Origin of the sequence: Pantoea sp. RIT413, assembly GCF_003057675.2 — a bacterium.
GTDB lineage: Bacteria > Pseudomonadota > Gammaproteobacteria > Enterobacterales > Enterobacteriaceae > Pantoea > Pantoea eucrina.
Genome location: NZ_QBJB02000002.1, coordinates 1 through 18957 on the forward strand (window position 1 = coordinate 1; position 18957 = coordinate 18957).

Sequence of the window (18957 nt, forward strand, 5' to 3'; positions counted from 1 at the left end):
CCCCCCCCCCCCCCCCCCCCCCCCCCCCCCCCCCCCCCCCCCCCCGCCCCCCCCCCCCCCCCCCCCCCCCCCCCCCCCCGCCTCAGGCGATAGTTTTGCGATTGCTGAGCAGATCTTTCACGCTCTCTGCTACCCGCTTGCCCGCCAGGAAAGCGTGATCCGAATTGTAATACTCCCATTCGCTGTAGCGCCCGGCCAGATGGATACTTTGCGTGGCCAGCCAGCTACGGATCAGCGCCACGTTGGCACTGCGCGCATGATCGTAAACGACATAGGCGTACGGCATGTTTACGATACTACTGGTGAGGATCTCATCATCCTCATTGATAATGCCTACCCGGATACAGTCATCGATACAGCGCTGGATCAGCGCTTCACCCTCACAGGGCAGCGGTTGATCGTCACGCCAGGTGATTTCACAGGTCAGACCGAATCCGCCCGGAGGATTACAGTGCGGGCTGGCATTACCCTGCAGAAAGATGCGATGGAACAGCGTGTCTCCCGGATAGTAAATCCAGTGCTTTTCACTGATCGCCGGACGTCCGATACCAAGATTAACGCAGCACACAGAGGTATGACGCAGCTGAGAAGCCGCCTGCTGTACCGCCTGCGGCGCGCGGGCGCCCATCAGGCGCACCAGTTCCGGTAAGGGCAGCGTGCTGATGAGCTGGTCATACTGCAGATGCCTGCCGTCGCTGAGCGTGACGCTGCGCGACTGCGGCTGAATCTCGGCTACCGCCGTTCCGGTCTCCAGCGTACAGCTAAGGTGAGGCAGGAAACCGTTCATCAGCGCCTGAAAGCCGCCGCGCAGCGGATAGCCGAAGCGCGCGTTGGGCCCGACCGGTTTCTCCAGCGGCGCAAGCGCACCGCTGACGATCTGCGCCAGATCCGGCAGGGGTACGCGACCGCCCAGCCACGAGGTCTCCATGCTGGCCAGCGGCGTTTTCCACAGTTTACGGTTATAGGGAACGGCAAAATGACGGGCGATGCCTTTGCCCCAGACGCGATAGATAAAATGTTCAAAATCTTCACTGTCGCGCTGTTCAGTGATGCAGCCCTCATCCGCTACCACGCCGTCGGCGCAGCAGTCGCGCGATGCGTCTGCGCCAGGCAGTATGGCGGTATCGTTTTCTGCCGCGCCGTAGCGCGCTTCAATCGCGCCCAGCACACATTCACTAATCACCTCCGCCGGCAGGCCGTGCAGCGCTGACTGGAACGGGTAGCGCGTATAGACATCGTGGCTATAGACCCAGGCTTCGCGCATCTGCCAGTGCTGATTCTCACCCAGCAGCAGATCGTAGAGCTCCAGCACGTAGGGATCGTTGGAGAACATGATGTGACCGGCATAGTCAAAGGTAAAACCCTTATCTTCGATTGACCGGCACCAGCCGCCTGGCGACTCATTTTTCTCCAGTACGACGGCCCCTTTACCGTAATGATAACCGGCACTCAGGCCGGTAGGCCCTGCGCCGAGGATAAGACATTCAACCGGATGCAGCGTGAGCGGCTGCGTGCGTTCAGCCCGCCCGGCCTGCGTCGCAGGCCGGGCGGGCTGACGTTTAATGGCGCTGAGGTGCTGCTGCATCTGCGCCACCGTATTATCCCAGGACGTCGCGGCGACTACGGCAGCCATCGCTTCAGCCTGCATATGACGCCGTTCAGCTGTCTGGCGCAGAGCGTGTTCGCAGCCCTGAATAAAGGCTTCCTGCGAATCGGCTATTGTCACGACGTCAGCATACTGGCGCGCTACGTCAGCGATCGCTGTGCTGACAATCGGCAGCTGCGCGGCCATGTACTCCAGAACCTTTGTCGGGCTGATAAAGCGCGTGGAGGCATTGAGCGCAAACGGCATCAGGCAGACATCCCAGCCCGCCAGAAACTGCGGCAGGGCGGCATAAGGCTGCTGTCCGAACCAGTGCAGGTTTTTACGCTGCGGCAGCGTCGCAGGATCGATCTTGACCACCGGTCCCACCATGATGATCTGCCAGTCAGGGTGCGCGTCAGCCAGCGCGGTGACCAGCGGCAGATCCATGCGCTCATCAATCACACCGTAGTAACCGAGGCGCGGTTTAGGCAGAAACTGCTGCAGCGGATGGCCGTTGCTGCGGTCGAGCGCCTGTGCAAAGTGCCCGGCATCCACGCTGCTGGGAAAACAGTGAACGCGCGAGTGACGATCTTTTTTCGCTTCATACAGGCTGCGTCCGCCGGTAAAGACCAGGTCAGCGCGGCTCAGAAGAGCCGATTCGCGCTGCTGCAGCTGACGCGGCGCCTGGTCAAACGCGGAGAGTTCATCCATACAGTCATAAATGATCCCGCGGCTGTTAAACGCGCTAAGCAGCGGCAGCGCCATTGGGGTGTAGAACCAGACCAGCGGTTCAGTGCCAGGCTCCAGCAGGTTGCTGAGCAGCGGCTGCAGTAGCGCAATCTGGTCGTCATGAAAACCGGGGGCGTGTATCGGCGTATGCGGCTCGACCACGGTGACATTGGCCGCCGGCTGCGAGGTGCGCAATCCCGCTTCACCCGCCTGATAAACCGGCTCTTCAATAAAAATAATCCGGTGGTGCTGTGCAAGGCGTGAGAGCACATGCTGCGGCCGCTGAAACACAAATCCCCAGCGCAGATGACTAAATACCACCAGTACAGATTGATTCATGACGAACTCCTTTGGCCCAGCGGCCGGTGTGAGAAACCCCTGAAAACGCGCGAGTGCGCGTTGTGATTGCCGCAGCGCGGCAGCATAAGCGTGGTTAAGCAGGCGAACGTTTTGCGAATCGCTATCCCACAGACCGCTATGCGGCCAGTGCGTAATATCTTCCCAGAGAGGCCGATCGATAATCGGGTAGAGGCAAATGCCGCGAATATCGCAGCCTGCCAGCTGCGCCTGCGCGACCTGGTCGGTAATATGGGTTATCCAGGCCGCGCGGCCGCTGCCGACGTGGCTGGTTTCTGCCAGCAGCAGGGGGCGCTGATAGCGCGCCGAGAGACGGGCAAGCATGTCGGATAACGGAATGCGCCGGGCATCATCCAGATGCCACTCCAGCCGCTGGCCGGTCTGCGCCAGCCACTGGTTACCGTGATAATAGTTGGCTCCGATCAGATCCAGATAGCGCGGCGACCCGCCCAGCTCCGGTTCACGCAGCCCTGCCAGCATATCCCACGCCTGATACTGCGCGGCCGTCAGAGCGGCGGCGTGCTGTTGTGCGTGCTCGCTTTCATCCTCCGGCACCACATGAATAATGGGATCGCAGTGCAGAAAACGTGCGCGCGGATCGACGGCCAGAATGGCATCACAGCCCGCCAGGGCAGCGCGTACCAGCTGCCGCTTAATGGCATCGGGATCGCTATCGGCGTTGTTACCAAAGAGTCCTACTGAAATACCCCAGGCGAAAAAAGAGAGCTCGTTAACCGGTGAGTAAACCGGGGGCACGTCACGGTAAAATCCGGCCAGACAGGTCGCAACCTGATGGCAGAACCGCGCAAAACGCGGCACAAATTCAGGCGAGAACAGGGTGAGATCGTCCGGCCAGCCATAGTGGCTCAGCGTCCAGTTCACCTGAATACCCTGCTCGCTGGCCGACTGCATGCAGCGGGTCAGCCGGGCAAAGGTACGCTGTGGATCGGCTTCAGCCAGCCGCCAGCCCACGCTTTCACGCACTGACCGAATATTAAATGCAGCGAGCGCGGCATAATCCGTTGCAATATGCACGTCGTGTGCATTGATTACATTCATATCAAGTGCAATCCCGGCGGGATTAATATGATCGGCACCCTCAAAACCGGCCTGCCAGAAGCTGGAAAATGGCAACATTTAATTCTCCTGGAAAACAGGACAAAACAGCAGCCCTGTAAAGTAAATTACAGGACCAGCTTTAGTTGAAATTTATCAGGGCTGTGACTGGATAAATAAAAAGGCTGCCAGCGGGTTACACGACAACGTCAGGGCAGCGGTAAAAATTTATAAAGGTTGTTTGAGGAAATTATAGTCAGGTGCCGGGTTTCAGCAACCCTGTGAAGTTGCTGAAAAAAAGCAAAGCGGCAGCCAATGCTTTGCTTTATTGACTGCTGATCCTCTCTTTTTTCGGCGAATAACGCTATTTTTCAATGGCTACAGTAGAAAAATGGAAAAATTACTATTTCAGCGAAGGATAATTTATTCACAGCGATTTTTGATTTGCGCTTCACGTTTTTTAATCCAAAAAAAAGCTGCCGCTATGTTCAACATGTTGAATGGCATAATAATTGCGCCTGACGGTTTTTATTTGCAGCACTTTTAGGTTTAATTTTTGCGGCTCTGATTAGGCTGCAGAGAAAAAATTGCGTTACGTATTAAACCGGCCGCTGAGCAAAAGCTGCTTCGGCCAGCGCTGCAAGGTAGTGTGCAGCAGGCAACAGCACATCATCGTTAATGCGAAACGCAGGGTGATGCAGAGGCCAGGCTTCACCGGTGCCAATCATGATAAATGCGCCGGGTATGTGCGGCTGATAGTAAGCAAAATCTTCGCCAATCGGGGTGGCAGCAATTTCACGTGCGTCCAGCCCGTTAAGCGCTGCCTGCTGCAGGGCAAACGCTGTCCAGTGCGCATCATTTATCACTGCGGGTGGCCCGGCCTGCCAGGTGATTGCTATTTCAGCCGCAAACGCTGCGCTGATACCTTTTACCAGTTCACGAAATCGCTGTTCAATACGTTCGCGCGCTGCGGCGGAAAAGGTGCGCACGGTGCCTTCCAGCCAGGCGCTTTCCGGAATGACATTCCACGTGCTGCCGCTGTGAAGCTGGGTAATCGAGAACACAGCATTCTCTGCTGAAGGGAGGTTACGGCTGATCAGCGTCTGGACTGCAGAGACAATGTGCGCGGCAATCACAATAGGGTCGTTACCCTGATTCGGGTGTGCGGCATGGCTGCCGGTGCCGGTGATCTGTAGCGCAAAGCGGTCAACGGCGGCGGTCAGGGCGCCCGCCCGGCTGCCCGCCACACCTGCCGGCAGAGAGGGATCGTTATGGAGACCAAATATGGCAAACGCATCCTGCAAAGCACCGCTGGCAAGCACCGCGGGTGCGCCTTCACCGGTCTCCTCTGCTGCCTGAAAAATAAAGCGCACCTGGCAAGCCAGCTGTGTTTCGCGGGATTTCAGCAGAATGGCTGCGCCCAGTATGGCCGCACTGTGAAAATCGTGACCGCAGGCGTGCATGACTCCGGGATGCGCTGAAGTAAACTCTACTCCGGAGTGCTCTTCAATCGGCAAGGCATCAATATCGCCCCGCAGCACCACCAGCGGACCGGTTGCGGGACCCACTTCAGCGACCAGTCCGGTTGTCAGCGCCAGGGGGAGAATGCGGATATTGTGCGCCTCCAGCTGCTCACGAATGCGTTGTGTGGTGGCAAATTCCTGGTTTGACAGCTCCGGGAAACGGTGCAGCTCCTGCCGAAAAGCGACCAGCTGTTCTGTTAACTGCGTTAATTCTGACGGCGACATAGTTTGTTCCTTTCTCACGATTACGCTGCGCGGCGTGCAGCACGTTATCCGGGGAAGGTAACAGCAGAACGAGTGAGCGATATATCTCAATACCTGCAATGATATTGCAATAAGTGAATAACAGCAGCGGCTGATCGGTTCAGGGTTATAAAGAAGGGCAGGAAGAGTGGCGAAACCAGCCTCGGGGAAATGAGGCTGGGAAATATGCGTGTCAGCTAATCAGATTAAAAAATCGTCCAGCGATGCGCCGGCATCAATAGCGCTCTTAATCGGAGAAGGCGTGCGGCCCTGACCGGTCCACTGCTTTTCATTACCTTCTTCATCGGTATATTTATACTTAGCCGGACGCGGCGCGCGTTTGGCTTTAGGTTTAGTTTCTGCCTGGTTTAATTGCGCAAGTTCACTAATATCGATGCCATCATTCATCAGCATCTCTTTGTATAACGCCAGTTTTTCTGCTTTTTCGCGCTGAGCAGCATTATCTGCTTCAGCTTCTTCACGGCGTTCTGCAACGACCACAGCGAGCTTTTCCAGCATCTCATTTAATACCGCTACTTCAATATCACGCGTCTGAGCACGCAGTGTACGAAGATTATTCAATGCCTTTAGTGCATCGCTCATGAATATAACCCTTATTACTGATGTGAAAATTTGAAAGCGCGCATTCTACGATATTTTTTCTCAAATTAAAATATGCATCAGGGCGTTAAATCCGCTATATCGCACAATTATCAGACTCATTGAGTTATCACCTGCATCAGAAATTTATTAGCCGCAAACTGAATATTTAACGGACACCAGAATTTATAAAGTGGTCACGCTACCGGCAGTACGCCAGGGTCGCATTAATGCGACCCCTACGGGGGCATCTGTAGGGGCGGCATTAATGCCGCCCTGGTCACGTTCCGCACCTAACCCCAGGATCGCATCAATACGACAGGGTCGCATTAATGCGACCCCTACGGGGGCATCTGTAGGGGCGGCATTTATGCCGCCCTGGTTAGGTTGCGCCCCCAGCCCGCATCGCATCAAAATGAAAAATATGGTTTTTTTATCGGAGTGCCGGGTGACAGAAGTCGTAACAATTTCTTGCAATAGTAATCTAAATGAGTATATTTCTCATTTGCTTTCTTAGCTATGCCTGCTCCAGGTGACCGGCAGGGTGCGCTGACAGATAAACTAAAATGAGAATTAAGGATGGCTATGTCTTCTAAACCGATGCGCGTCCGCGCTGCGGCTGCAACGGCACAACCTGCGCTGAAAATGTCATTGCTGGCGATGCTGATTGCAGCCGGTGTTGCACAGGCGGCGGAACAGACCCTGATGGTGGAAACCAGCGCGTCTGACGTGGAAAATCAGAACGATCGGGATTACAGCATACCGGTAACGCGCGCAGGCACAAAAATGGCGCTGACGGCGCGCGACATTCCTCAGTCGGTATCGCTTATCAGTAAACAGCGTATGGCCGATCAGCAGCTGCAGTCGCTGAATGATGTTCTGTCCAACACTACCGGTATCAGGGGTGTTTCGGCGGATATGGATCGTACCAGTTACTACTCGCGCGGCTTTCTCATTGACAACTATATGGTAGACGGGATCCCGACCGCGTTTGCATCACGCTGGAATCTGGGTGATGCCCAGACCGACATGGCGCTTTATGAGCGGGTCGAGGTGGTGCGCGGCGCGACCGGGTTACTCACCGGGCCCGGGAATCCTTCTGCGTCGATTAATATGGTACGTAAGCACGCTGACAGTAAAACCCCTACCGGATCGCTGGAAGCGAGCTACGGCAGCTGGAATAAACAGCGCTATGTTGCCGATCTCTCTGCGCCGCTCACCCCTGAGGGTAATGTGCGCGGGCGCGTAGTGGCAGGCTATGAAGATAAAAACAGCTTTATTGAGCGCTACGGTTTTGAGAAAAAATTTATTTATGGCGTGATAGACGCCGATCTGACTGAGAGCACCACGCTTTCCGCGGGCTACGAATTTACGCAGGTCGATACCGACTCGCCGATGTGGGGTGGGGCGCCGCGCTGGTATACCGATGGCAGCCAGACGCATCTGCGTCGCGGCTATAACACTCAACCGGAGTGGGCTTACAACAATAAAGAGAACCGCAAGGTTTTCGTCAATCTGCAGCAGAATTTTGATAACGGCTGGAACATTACGCTCAACGGCACGCATAACGAAATGCTGCTGGACAGTAAGCAGATCTATCTCGACGGCTATTTCAATAAGGTGACCGGTGCAGGCAGCTCTGCCTACGCGAATTATCCGGTCATCGGCGGAACCGGTTATAACACCGGCAAGCGCAAAGTGGATGCGGTAGATGCCTTTGCCAGCGGCCCTTATGAGCTGCTGGGACGCCAGCATCAGCTGATGCTGGGGGTTAACTACAGTCGTCAGGATAATAAATATTACAGCGCCTGGACCAATATCTCCTCTGCTGAACTGGGTAACTTTAACGACTTCAACGGCAACTATCCGGAGCCTGACTGGTCGCCGCGCGAACCTGCCACGGACAGCCAGCTGGTGCGGCAAAAATCGGTCTATATGGCTACGCGCCTGACGCTCGCCGATCCGCTGCATCTGATTGTCGGGGCGCGATATACCAACTGGAACCGTCAGGGCATTACCTCTGAACTGGAAGAGAACAATACCACGCCGTATGGCGGTCTTATCTGGGACATCAATGACGCCTGGTCAGCGTTTGCCAGCTATACCTCGGTCTTTCAGCCGCAGGATAATCTGGATGCCAGCGGCAGTTTCCTGACGCCAGTTGTCGGTAAAAACTATGAGACCGGGGTTAAATCGGACTGGTTTGATAGCCGTCTGACCACCACGATCTCTCTGTTCCGAACCGAGCTGGATAATGCGCCGGTTGATACCGGACGTTTCAGCGAGAGCGGAAGCGCTATTTATGAAACCACCGATGGCGTTGTCAGCCGCGGCGTTGAATTTGAGATCAACGGTGCGCTGACGGATAACTGGCAGATGACGTTTGGCGGTACGACCTACATAGCAAAAGACAGCAAGGGTGAGGCCTATAACTCCCAGCTGCCCCGTACCTCTTTCAATCTCTTTACGCACTATCGCCTGCCTCAGTTCGATAAACTGACGCTGGGCGGCGGCGTTAACTGGCAGTCAAAGACCTGGAAAGATATCGGCGGACCTGAAGGTAACGGAACCTGGCGTGTGCGTCAGGGAAGTTATGCGCTGGTGGACCTGTTTGCCCGCTACGACGTGACAAAAAATCTCTCCCTGCAGGCCAACCTGAAAAACCTGTTTGATAAAGAGTATGACGAGAATGTGGGCAGCAGTGGCATCGTGTATGGCGAACCGCGCAGTTACTCGGTAACGGCGAGTTACCGCTTCTGATCCCGGCAGGCGCGTTCTGAACGCGCCTCTTCCCCTCAGGCGGCTAATGGTTTATACCCATCGCACTCTGCTCTCCTCTTAGGCTAAAGTGCATTCAGGCTGAATAGATTTTTTAATCTCCGGACAAAGTAACGCACCTTACTGTTTAACGCGGTTATGCATTGATGCGCCTCTTTTGCGTATATCACAGGCGGTCGCATGTATAGGCGTCCGGTTATGAATCAGGTCTGCAGGGTGCGCCTTCGTTTAATGGCATGATAATTAAGAATAATATCCACCATATTTACACTCTCCGGCCCGTTATTAAGGATTGTATCTCTGTCTGGTATCAGATAATGCCAGGCTGGCTAATGTTATCAACGTTAATCAAAAGACGATTTAATAGTCGTTAATTTCAATTGATTGATAATGTCCGCTATGCATTCAGGCAGGGAATTTTTAATTAGCAGGCTATAAGTTAGTGCGGTTATTTTAATATCTGCCGTAAAAATAATTAATATAAAATAACATGCTGAAATGATTTTCGGGGAATAATCCGAATAACCAATATGAAGGCTGATAAAGCATTATACTCGTCGGGCGATCTGCAATTTTTAACTTTTTGAATGCCGGGTTTGTAGTGCTTAAAGTTTATGGCCGGAGTATAAAATGAAAATCATCATTAGCGGCAAGGGATATCCCGAAAAAAGAAATATTGTTACTGATGTTAAGAAAACGTATATCGATTTTCACTCCAGAAATATCTGGACGTATATTAATGCGTTTCGTGGGAAAATTCTGAAACGCAATAAGCTGTTTATATTTTCCGCGCCGCTATGGTCAGCCGGTAGCGAAAAAAAGGTAGTTCATCTCTTTAATGAAGTGGCAACCAGCCGCGAGCGCTGGGTGTCAACCTTTGAAACCGAGCTGCCGCGGGTATTGCCGGTACCGGGCGTCGCCAAAACAGCTAATCCGCTGTTAAAAAAGCTGATGTACTATGTTGCAGCACCGGAATGTGCCGGCATTATCGCCATCTCAGAGGCAACGCGAAAAATTGAGCTGAAACTGCTGGACGCTTTTCCCATTGAGCGGGAAGCGATTAGCGACAAACTGCACGTGCTGCATCCGCCGCAGCCGGTGCTCTATGAGGGCGGACGCACGCCAGCGGCCGATAAAATGATCTTCACCTTTGTCGGTAATGAGTTCTACCGCAAAGGCGGAGCCGAAGTGGTAATGGCTTTCTCCGAACTGATGGACGAGGGTGTGATATCAGCTGACCAGATCGGCGTTAACCTGATCGGCGACATTAAAAAGCAGCATAATATTGCGCATCGTGAGTGGCAGGACGATGCCGCTTTCCATCATCAAATTGAAACCCTGATAGCTGAGCGCTCCGTATTCACCCATCATACTGCATTGTCTAATGATGAGGTGATGCAGCTGCTGCGTGAAACGCATGTCGGATTGCTGCCGACCTGGCAGGATACCTATGGCTTCTCCGTGCTGGAAATGCAGGCGTGCGGCTGTCCGGTGATTACCACTAACGTCCGGGCGCTGCCGGAAATTAATCCGGCTCAGAGCGGCTGGCTGATCAACTGTCCGCTCAACGATATGTTTGAACTGAATGTGGATACGCTGGCGGAGAAAATGGCGCTGCGCATATTAATTGTGTCGCAGCTCAAGGCACATATTAAGGCGATACTTGAAGACCGGATGCGCGTGGCTGATTATTCAGCGGCAGCCGTAAACAGGATCCGTCAGCACCACGATCCGGATAAATTTAACCGCGCGCTCTCTGCCATTTATGGCGCAAAAGATACGCATGATTCATTTGATCGCAGTGAAGCAGTCGCACTCAAACGCTCTTAATCTTTATCCGACAGCTACTCTTTTTTTAATCTGACTCCTGCAGCTGCTGCAGGAGTTTTTTTATTTCTGTTCCGGCCAGCCGGGTGATATGCGCAAAACAGCAATAGAACTAACAATATGATGTTTTACGTAACGGAATCATAGCCTGCAAACTAAACGCCATATTCATCAGGACAAGGACAGGGCGTATGTCTTACCAATTAAGCGTGCTCGATAAGTCGCCGGTTGCGGCAGGAGAAAATGCGACACAGGCGCTGGCGCGCTCGCTAAAACTGGCGCAGCGGGCTGAGAGCTGGGGCTATAAGCGCTTCTGGGTCGCAGAACATCATAACAGCGAGCAGCTGGCCAGTCCGTCACCTGAATTGCTTATCGCCTGGATCGCCGCGCAGACGCGCACCATACGCGTCGGCTCTGGCGGCGTCATGCTGCAGCACTACAGTCCCTATAAAGTTGCAGAGAACTTTAATCTGCTGTCATCGCTGGCACCGGATCGCATCGATCTCGGCGTCGGTAAAGCGCCCGGCGGTTTGCCGCTTTCAACGCGGGCGCTTCAGCTCGGGGTTAACCTGGCTGAAAAAGGCAGTTTTGCTGAACAGCTGGCGCTTCTCGATAGCTGGCTGAACGCATCTCCCTCCGCTGACGAAGAGACGCTGCGCGCCACGCCACAGCCACCGCATCCCGCCAGCCGGTTTCTGCTGGGTGCCAGCGAAGCAAGCGCCGGGCTGGCCGCAGAGCTGGGCTGGCAGCTGGTGTTCGCTGCACACCATAACGGCGATCCGCAGCTGATGGCGCGCGTTCTGCAGCGCTATCATGCCCGCAGCCGCGGCGGCCGTGCGCTGGTAGCGGTTCAGGTGGTTGTGGCGGATTCGCCGGCAGAGGCTGAACTGCTTACCGATGCGCTGCGTCTTTATCACGTCAGCGTGAAAAATGGCCCGGCGGTTAACGTTGCCAGTCTGGAACAGGCTGAACGTTACGTACGCCAGGGAGGATACGCGGATTACGTCATAGAGCCGCGCACGCCGTCACTGCTAAAGGGCACGGCTGCACAGGTGCATGCTCAGCTGGAGTCGATGCATCATCGCTACGGCATTGACGAATTTATTATCGATACGCCACTCGCTGACGAAGCCGCCCGGTTTAAATCCCTGGAGCTGCTGGCCACCGCGCGACTGGTTGCGGCCTGAGGATAGCGTAATGATCCGCTCCGCTTTTCTTATCTGCTGCTCATTCTGGCATCGCTGCGAGCGATGTTGCCCGGCACCGATCTGATTCTGCCTGCATAACAACGTTTACCTTTTTCGCCCGGCAACCTCTGCGCTGCCGACGGCTCTGCTTTGTCAGGAGTTTATAATGAGTAAAAGAGAATTACGTCTCGGTACGATATTACACGGCGCGTCAGGCAATATGTCCGCCTGGCGGCATCCGGCTGCGCAGGCTGACGCCAGCATCAGTTTTGACTACGCCAGAAAAATTGCGCGCAAGGCGGAAGCGGGCAAACTCGATTTTCTGTTTGTCGCTGACGGTCTCTATATCAATGAAAAATCGATTCCGCACTTCCTCAATCGCTTTGAACCGCTGACGCTGCTCTCAGCGCTGGCGGCGGTCACAGAGCATCTTGGCCTGGTTGGCACCGTCTCAACCTCTTATAGCGATCCTTTTACCATCGCCCGGCAGTTCGCCAGCCTCGACCATCTCAGCGGCGGCCGTGCCGGCTGGAACGTTGTGACCTCGCCGCTGGAAGGATCGGCAAAAAATTTCTCGCGTCAGCAGCATCCGGAACACGCGCTGCGTTACCGGATTGCGGATGAGTATTTGCAGGTGGTGAAAGGCCTGTGGGATTCCTGGGAAGAGGGCGCCTTTGTACGCGACAAGCGCAGCGGTCAGTTTTTCGATCCGGCCAAGCTGCATACGCCCGATCACCGCGGCGATTTCTTTCAGGTGCAGGGGCCGCTGAATATTGAGCGTACGCCGCAGGGGCGACCGATCATTTTCCAGGCGGGCGCCTCCGGAGACGGACGGCGGCTGGCCGCGCGCCATGCGGATGCGATTTTTACCCACCATGCGACCCTGGAAGAGGCGCAGGCGTTCTGGCGCGATGTTAAACAGCAGCTGGCCGAAAACGGACGCGCCGCGGATGACCTCCATATTTTTCAGGGCGTCAGCGTGATCGTCGGTGACGATGCCGCAGATGTTGAGCAGCAGTATCAGGCTACCGCGCAGCTGGTCTCAGTGCCGGATGCGCTTAATTATCTGGGGCGGTTCTTTGACCACCATGATTTCTCACGCTACCCGCTGGATGAACCTTTCCCAGAACTGGGTGATATCGGTCAGAACAGCTTCCGCAGCACCACCGATGAAATAAAACGCAACGCCCGCGTGCGCGGTCAGACGCTGCGCCAGGCCGCGCTGGAAGCGGCCACGCCGCGGCCGCTGTTTCACGGCACGCCAGAACAGGTCGCCGATGGCCTGCAGCACTGGTTTGAACAGAAAGCTGCTGACGGTTTCATTATCCAGGGCGGAACGCCCGACACGTTTGAACGCTTTGTCGATCGGGTTATCCCGCTGTTGCAGGCGCGCGGACTAAGCCGGCGCGACTATCCGGGCACCACGCTGCGCGCCAGTCTGGGTCTGCAGACCCCCGAAAATCAGTTCACATCATAATAACGATCAGGATGAATGCTATGCAGAAAAAATCATTGATAGCGCTGCTGTTACTGGGGCTAAGCAGCGCTGCCGGGGCGGAAAACGTCGCCGTTAACGGGCAGCAGGTCAGCGTGGAGGCGAATAAGACGCCCATTAACACTGCAAAAAATGCAGCGGCTATCGCGCAGATCCCGGCCGGACACCGGTTTGCTGTACCTGGCGCGTTTACCGTGGCGGTGGCCGCCCTTAATTCCCCTCCGCTTACGGTGTTCAGCGACGACAACAAAACGCTGCTTGGCAGCGAAGTGGATATGGCGCGTCTGGTGGCGGACAGCCTCGGCCTGAAGCTCAACGTCGTGCCAACCTCCTGGGAAGACTGGCCGCTCGGCGTGGCGTCCGGCAAATATGACGCGGCGATCACCAACGTAACCGTCACAAAAGCGCGCAAAGAGCGTTTTGATTTTGCCACCTACCGCAAAGACTCACTGGGCTTTTATGTGAAAAAGAGCAGCCCAATCGTTTCGCTCAGCAAAGCAGAAGATATTGCCGGCCTGCGCATTATTGTTGGCTCCGGGACCAATCAGGAAGCGATCTTACTGGCGTGGGATCAGGAAAACCGCGCAAAAGGCCTGAAGCCGTTTATCCCGGTTTATACCAAAGATGACGCAGCGCAGACGCTTTCACTGCAGGCCGGACGTGCGGATGCTTACTTTGGCCCCAACGTCATCGGCGCCTGGAAAGCGGCGCTCAACGGGCAGACCAGGCTGGTGGGCAGCGTGGACGGCGGCTGGCCTAAAGCGGCGCACATTGCAGTGACGGTGAAAAAAGATGGCGGGCTGGTGCAGCCAGTCAATACGGCGCTTAACGGCGTGATACAAAACGGCGACTACGACAAAGTGCTGAATCGCTGGGGCGAAGGCATTGAGCGGCTCGACCGCTCGGAAATCAATCCACCGGGCCTGGGCGACTAAGGGGGCAATATGCATTTTTTTCGTGATGTTTCACCCGCAGCGGCAGAGCTGCAGCCGATTATTACCGGCCTGTTTGGTGAATATGCTGCCCGCTATGGCGACTATTTCAGCAGCCAGAATGAGGTGGAGCAGGATGAGTGGTTTCTGCCTGCGCAGGGAGGCCTGTTTATTATACTGGAGCGGGATGGCGAAATTATCGCCATGGGCGCCTACAAGCGCTATGACGCACAGACGGCGGAACTGAAACGCATCTGGACGCGCTCCGATCTGCGCCGTCAGGGCCTGGCACTACTGATCCTGCAGGAGCTGGAGCGTCGTGCGCTGCGCGCCGGCTATCAGCGTGTCTGGCTGACCACCGGCTTTCGTCAGCCGGAGGCGGTGCGCCTCTATATCGGCCACGGCTATCAGCCGCAGTTTGCCCTGCTGGAAGATATGGAGATCTACGGCCGGCCGCCGCACGACGGCCGCCTGCGCTTTCTGAAGATAATTGATGTCCACGCTGCGGCACAGGCGAGCTGAGGAGCCGAAAATGAGTGAGACGCAAAAACTGACCGTGGTGCCGGCACGCTATCCGGCGCGCAGCCTGGGCGCCGTGGCGGCGCTGTTTATTCTGGCAGCGGTGGTGGATTCCATCGCGTTCAATCCGCGCTGGGAGTGGGGGGTATTTGCGCGCTGGTTTTTTGACCCGGTGATCCTGAATGGCCTGGGTCAGACGCTGCTGCTGACGCTGGCAGGCACCGTACTGAGTCTGATTTTCGGCGGTCTGCTGGCGCTGGCCCGGCTCTCCTCCTCGTGGCTGCTGAGCACGCTGGCGTTTGGCTATATCTGGCTGTTCCGCTCGCTGCCGCTGATTGTGGTACTGATCATTCTCTATAACTTCTCCTACCTCTATGACACGTTATCGCTGGGGATCCCGTTTACGCCCTGGTCGTGGGGTCACTTCCAGACCATTAATGTGCTGGGCCAGTTTCCGGCCGCGGTGATCGGCCTGACGCTGGTGCAGAGCGCCTATAGCGCAGAGATTATCCGCGGCGGGTTCCTCGGCGTGGACCAGGGGCAGTTTGAGGCGGCGTCAGCGCTGGGACTCTCTTCTTCGCGCCGGACCTTCCGCATCATCCTGCCGCAGGCACTGCGCGCGATCATTCCAACCACCTTCAATGAAATCATCAGCCTGGCCAAAGGGACATCGATGGTTTACGTGCTGGCGATGCCAGAGCTGTTTTACACCATTCAGATGATCTACAACCGCACTCAGCAGGTGATCCCGCTGCTGATGGTGGGCGCCGCCTGGTATCTGATTATCACAACGGTGCTGTCGCTGTTGCAGCACAGCGTTGAACGCTCACTGGCGCGCAGCGTAACCCGCGAGCCGCAGCCATCGCGCTGGCGGCAGTGGCGTAATCGTTATTCAACCCCTGCTGTTATTGAGGAGCGCTCTCATGTCCGAAGCCATTGATTATCGCCCGTCCTATGCTGCCGGGGCGGTTACCATCACCGGCGTCAGCAAGTCGTTTGGTAAACACAAAGCGCTGGACGCGGTCTCGCTGTCGCTGGCGCCGGGATCCGTAACGGTTATTCTCGGGCCTTCCGGTTCGGGTAAGTCAACGCTGCTGCGCACCATCAATCACCTGGAGCGGGTCGATGAGGGCTTTATTCAGATTGATGATGACTATATCGGTTATCAGCGCCGCGGCGATAAACTCTATGAGCTTAAAGAGCGGGCGATACTGCGTCAGCGGGTCAACGTCGGCTACGTTTTTCAGAACTTCAATCTTTTTCCGCACCTGACCGTGCTGGAAAACCTGATTGAAGCGCCGATCGCACATCGTCAGCTTACGCGACGTGCGGCGATTGAACGCGCCGGTGAGCTGCTGGACACGGTGGGACTGCGGCATAAAGCTGACGCCTGGCCGCGCCATCTTTCGGGTGGTCAGCAGCAGCGTATCGCGATTGCGCGTGCGCTGATGCTCAATCCGCGCGTAATGCTGTTTGATGAGCCGACGTCGGCACTGGATCCGGAGCTGGTGGGTGAGGTTCTGGACGTTATTAAAAAGCTGGCGCGCTCCGGCACCACGCTGGTGATTGTGACGCATGAGATTGGCTTTGCGCGTGAAGTGGCAGACAACGTGGTGTTTATGGTTGACGGCCGCGTGGTTGAGCAGGGCAGCAGCGTGCAGGTGCTGAATCAGCCACGCCACGAGCGCACCCGACGTTTTCTGGCCCGGGTGCTGTGATGAAGCGGTTCATCCTGACGCTGGTGGCATCCGGCCTGCTGTTTTCAGCCGCGCAGGGCGCGGCGCTGGATGCGGCTAATAATGAAACGGCGATTCATATCGCCGCCGATCCGCAGGCGATAGCCAGAATTCCGGCGAACTATGCGTTTGTTCACCCCGGCTTTCTGACGGTCGCAACCAGCGCCACTAACTCACCGCCCATCGGGTTATGGGCGTCAGATAACAAAACGCTGATTGGCAGCGATCCCGATATGGCGCGACTTCTGGCTGAAAGTCTGGGCCTTACGCTAAAGCTGGTGCCCGCCTCGTGGGAGGAGTGGCCGCTCGGCATCAGCGCCGGACGCTATGATGTCGCCATGTTTAATATCGCCGTGACCGAGGAGCGTAAACGCAAATTTGACTTTGCCACCTATCGGGCTGACAACCACGCCTTTGCCGTACGGAAAGGGAGTCCCATCTCTGCGATTACCGGACGTCAGGATGTCGCGGGCAGGCGCATCATTGTCGGGTCCGGTACTAATCAGGAGAAGATCCTGCTGGGCTGGGATGCGAAAAACCGCCAGGAGGGATTAGCGCCGGTGCAGCCTGTCTATCTTAATGATGACGCTTCTGCCACGCTCGCGCTGTTGTCCGGACGCGCCGATGCCACCTTTGGCCCGCAGGCGGTGGCGGCGTGGAAAGCGGCGTCGCGCGGGCAAACGGAGGTTGTTGGTCACGGCCCGTATCGGGCATGGGTGGCCGTCACAACCAAAAAGGGTAACGGGCTGGCCCCGGCGCTGCAGCAGGCGGTTAATCATGCCATCGCCAGCGGACAGTATCAGCAGGTACTGACGCGCTGGGGAGAGCAGGATGAGGCGGTAGCGCAGTCGCAGATCAATCCGCCGGGCATCGTTTATCAGTAAAGACGGGTCGCACTGCGGCCCCGTTTTTCACCCTGATATTTTTTCACCCAGCTTATCACCTCTGCCGCTGGCAGAGGCCGGGCAAAGTAATAGCCCTGGAAGAACTGGCATCCGCGACTGCGCAGGTAGTGAAACATCTCTTCACTTTCAACGCCTTCAGCCAGCACGTTCAGCCCCATTTCGCGCGTCAGCTCAATGGTTTTATGCACCACAATAGCGGCAGATTCATTTTCAAAAATGTGCATAATCAGCGACTTGTCAATTTTAATATCATCAATCGAAAAATCGCTGAGCGATTTCAGCGAAGAGTAACCGACGCCAAAATCATCGATCGCCCATTTTACGCCAAGCTGGCTGAAGTGCGCGATAACAGAGCTGATATGCTGCTGATCGTAGATAAAGGTGCTTTCGGTGATCTCAAATTTAAGCCGCTGTGGCTGGATCCTGTAACGCGAGAGCAGCAGCAGAGTTTCAGCGGTAAAGTCACGATGCATTAGCTGCAGAGGACTGATATTGACAGAAAACACCAGGCTGTCGCCGTGCCGGAGACTCTCCCAGGCAGCCATATGCTGCAGCGTGCGCTCCATAACCCATCGGCCAATCTCAATCATCAGGCCACTCTTTTCCGCTACCGGGATAAAAACGTCCGGTGAAATAAATCCTTTAACCGGATGTTTCCAGCGCAGCAGAGCTTCAAATCCGATCAGATGTTTACCGGTATCCACTTGCGGCTGAAAATAGAGTTCGAGCTGATCCTGGCTGACAGCGGCAGAGAGTTCGCGCTTTATCAGGTCAGTTTCAGAGTAATCGCCGCGAAAGGTCAGCGCGGTCAGCAGCAGAGAAACTACGGGCACGATACAGTTAACAATGTAGAAACTGGCTTCCGCCGGCAGCGCAAAATGAAACGATCCCTGCTGCCAGGTCAGGCCGGTCAGGGTAAAAATGAGGTAACAGGCGAGGCAGATTAGCGGAAATATTTTGCTGAGATAGCGCGGCTGCTGCCGCAGGACGAGTGCCGAGCCGATGGTCAGCGCGATCAGATAATTACACGCAGAAGGTTTAACGGCAGGATGGTCATTGTCCAGCAGCAGCAGAGCTGTAATGATAAACAGCAGCGCATGCGTGACGATCGCCAGATGCCGCTGCAGTTTGCCGTGAAAGGCAACGGCGCAGATATAGAGGCCCAGCGCCACGCCCAGATAGTAGAGCGACGGTATTGCTGGCGAACGGCTATGGGCGTTAAGCAGCGCCATATAAATGCCTGAGGTAGTGCTGGCCACACCCGCAATCAGCAGCGTAAAGCGCAGCTTCTTTTCTGCGCTCTCTCCCTTCAGGCTAAAGGGCAAATTACGTACACGCGAATAGCCCGCAGTCAAAAACGCTATCATCACTCTGCTCTGTAATTGATTAGTTTTATTGTATTCAGGAGCGCTATCTTAGTGCTAAGCGAGACGGCTGTCACAGCGCTTTTTCTGCGCGTTGATCTGCTCCGGAGATTTGACATTA

Annotated in this window: 11 protein-coding genes and 1 pseudogene; 8 read left to right on the forward strand and 4 right to left on the reverse strand. The window is 55.7% G+C overall.

The genetic code is table 11. The features are described 5' to 3' along the window. Window positions 1-82 precede the first annotated feature (82 nt). The 3 genes from DBY66_RS03695 to DBY66_RS03705 form a co-directional block, all read right to left on the reverse strand. The gene (locus DBY66_RS03695; protein WP_108569879.1) at window positions 83-3808 is read right to left on the reverse strand and encodes an FAD-dependent oxidoreductase; all 3726 of its coding nucleotides are present in this window, start codon (window positions 3806-3808) and stop codon (window positions 83-85) included. A gap of 518 nt (window positions 3809-4326) precedes the next feature. After that, window positions 4327-5475 (reverse strand): amidohydrolase, encoded by a 1149-nt coding sequence (locus DBY66_RS03700; protein WP_108569878.1) that lies wholly within the window; start codon window positions 5473-5475, stop codon window positions 4327-4329. 219 nt (window positions 5476-5694) lie between these two features. Then, window positions 5695-6096: an H-NS family nucleoid-associated regulatory protein gene (locus tag DBY66_RS03705; protein ID WP_071668305.1), complete on the reverse strand. Its 402-nt coding sequence runs from the start codon at window positions 6094-6096 to the stop codon at window positions 5695-5697. Window positions 6097-6678: 582 nt separating this feature from the next. On the opposite strand from DBY66_RS03705, the gene fhuE reads away from it, so the two are divergent. The 8 genes and pseudogenes from fhuE to DBY66_RS03750 all read left to right on the forward strand — a co-directional run bounded on the left by fhuE (window position 6679) and on the right by DBY66_RS03750 (window position 17451). Further along, window positions 6679-8853: a ferric-rhodotorulic acid/ferric-coprogen receptor FhuE gene (fhuE, locus tag DBY66_RS03710; protein WP_104085681.1), complete on the forward strand. Its 2175-nt coding sequence runs from the start codon at window positions 6679-6681 to the stop codon at window positions 8851-8853. Window positions 8854-9501: 648 nt separating this feature from the next. Beyond that, window positions 9502-10701 (forward strand): glycosyltransferase, encoded by a 1200-nt coding sequence (locus DBY66_RS03715; RefSeq protein ID WP_104085680.1) that lies wholly within the window; start codon window positions 9502-9504, stop codon window positions 10699-10701. A 188-nt stretch (window positions 10702-10889) separates the two neighbouring features. Then, window positions 10890-11885, forward strand: a complete 996-nt coding sequence (locus DBY66_RS03720) for an MsnO8 family LLM class oxidoreductase (RefSeq protein ID WP_108569877.1) — start codon at window positions 10890-10892, stop codon at window positions 11883-11885. A 163-nt stretch (window positions 11886-12048) separates the two neighbouring features. After that, a pseudogene (locus DBY66_RS17975) lies at window positions 12049-14315 on the forward strand (NtaA/DmoA family FMN-dependent monooxygenase). A 9-nt stretch (window positions 14316-14324) separates the two neighbouring features. Beyond that, window positions 14325-14834: a GNAT family N-acetyltransferase gene (locus DBY66_RS03735; RefSeq protein ID WP_108569876.1), complete on the forward strand. Its 510-nt coding sequence runs from the start codon at window positions 14325-14327 to the stop codon at window positions 14832-14834. Between the two features lie 10 nt (window positions 14835-14844). After that, complete coding sequence (locus tag DBY66_RS03740) at window positions 14845-15771, forward strand: amino acid ABC transporter permease (RefSeq protein ID WP_104085677.1); 927 nt, start codon at window positions 14845-14847, stop codon at window positions 15769-15771. Then, a complete protein-coding gene (locus tag DBY66_RS03745; protein WP_040113455.1) occupies window positions 15755-16549 on the forward strand; it encodes an amino acid ABC transporter ATP-binding protein in 795 nt (264 codons plus the stop codon). The genes DBY66_RS03740 and DBY66_RS03745 overlap by 17 nt, the downstream gene beginning before the upstream one ends. Beyond that, complete coding sequence (locus DBY66_RS03750; protein ID WP_108569875.1) at window positions 16549-17451, forward strand: ABC transporter substrate-binding protein; 903 nt, start codon at window positions 16549-16551, stop codon at window positions 17449-17451. The genes DBY66_RS03745 and DBY66_RS03750 overlap by 1 nt, the downstream gene beginning before the upstream one ends. Here the strand turns inward: DBY66_RS03750 and DBY66_RS03755 are convergent. Further along, entirely contained in the window at window positions 17445-18839 is a 1395-nt protein-coding gene (locus tag DBY66_RS03755) for an EAL domain-containing protein (RefSeq protein WP_108569874.1), read from the reverse strand. The two genes, DBY66_RS03750 and DBY66_RS03755, sit on opposite strands and share 7 nt — an antisense overlap. Window positions 18840-18957 lie beyond the last annotated feature (118 nt).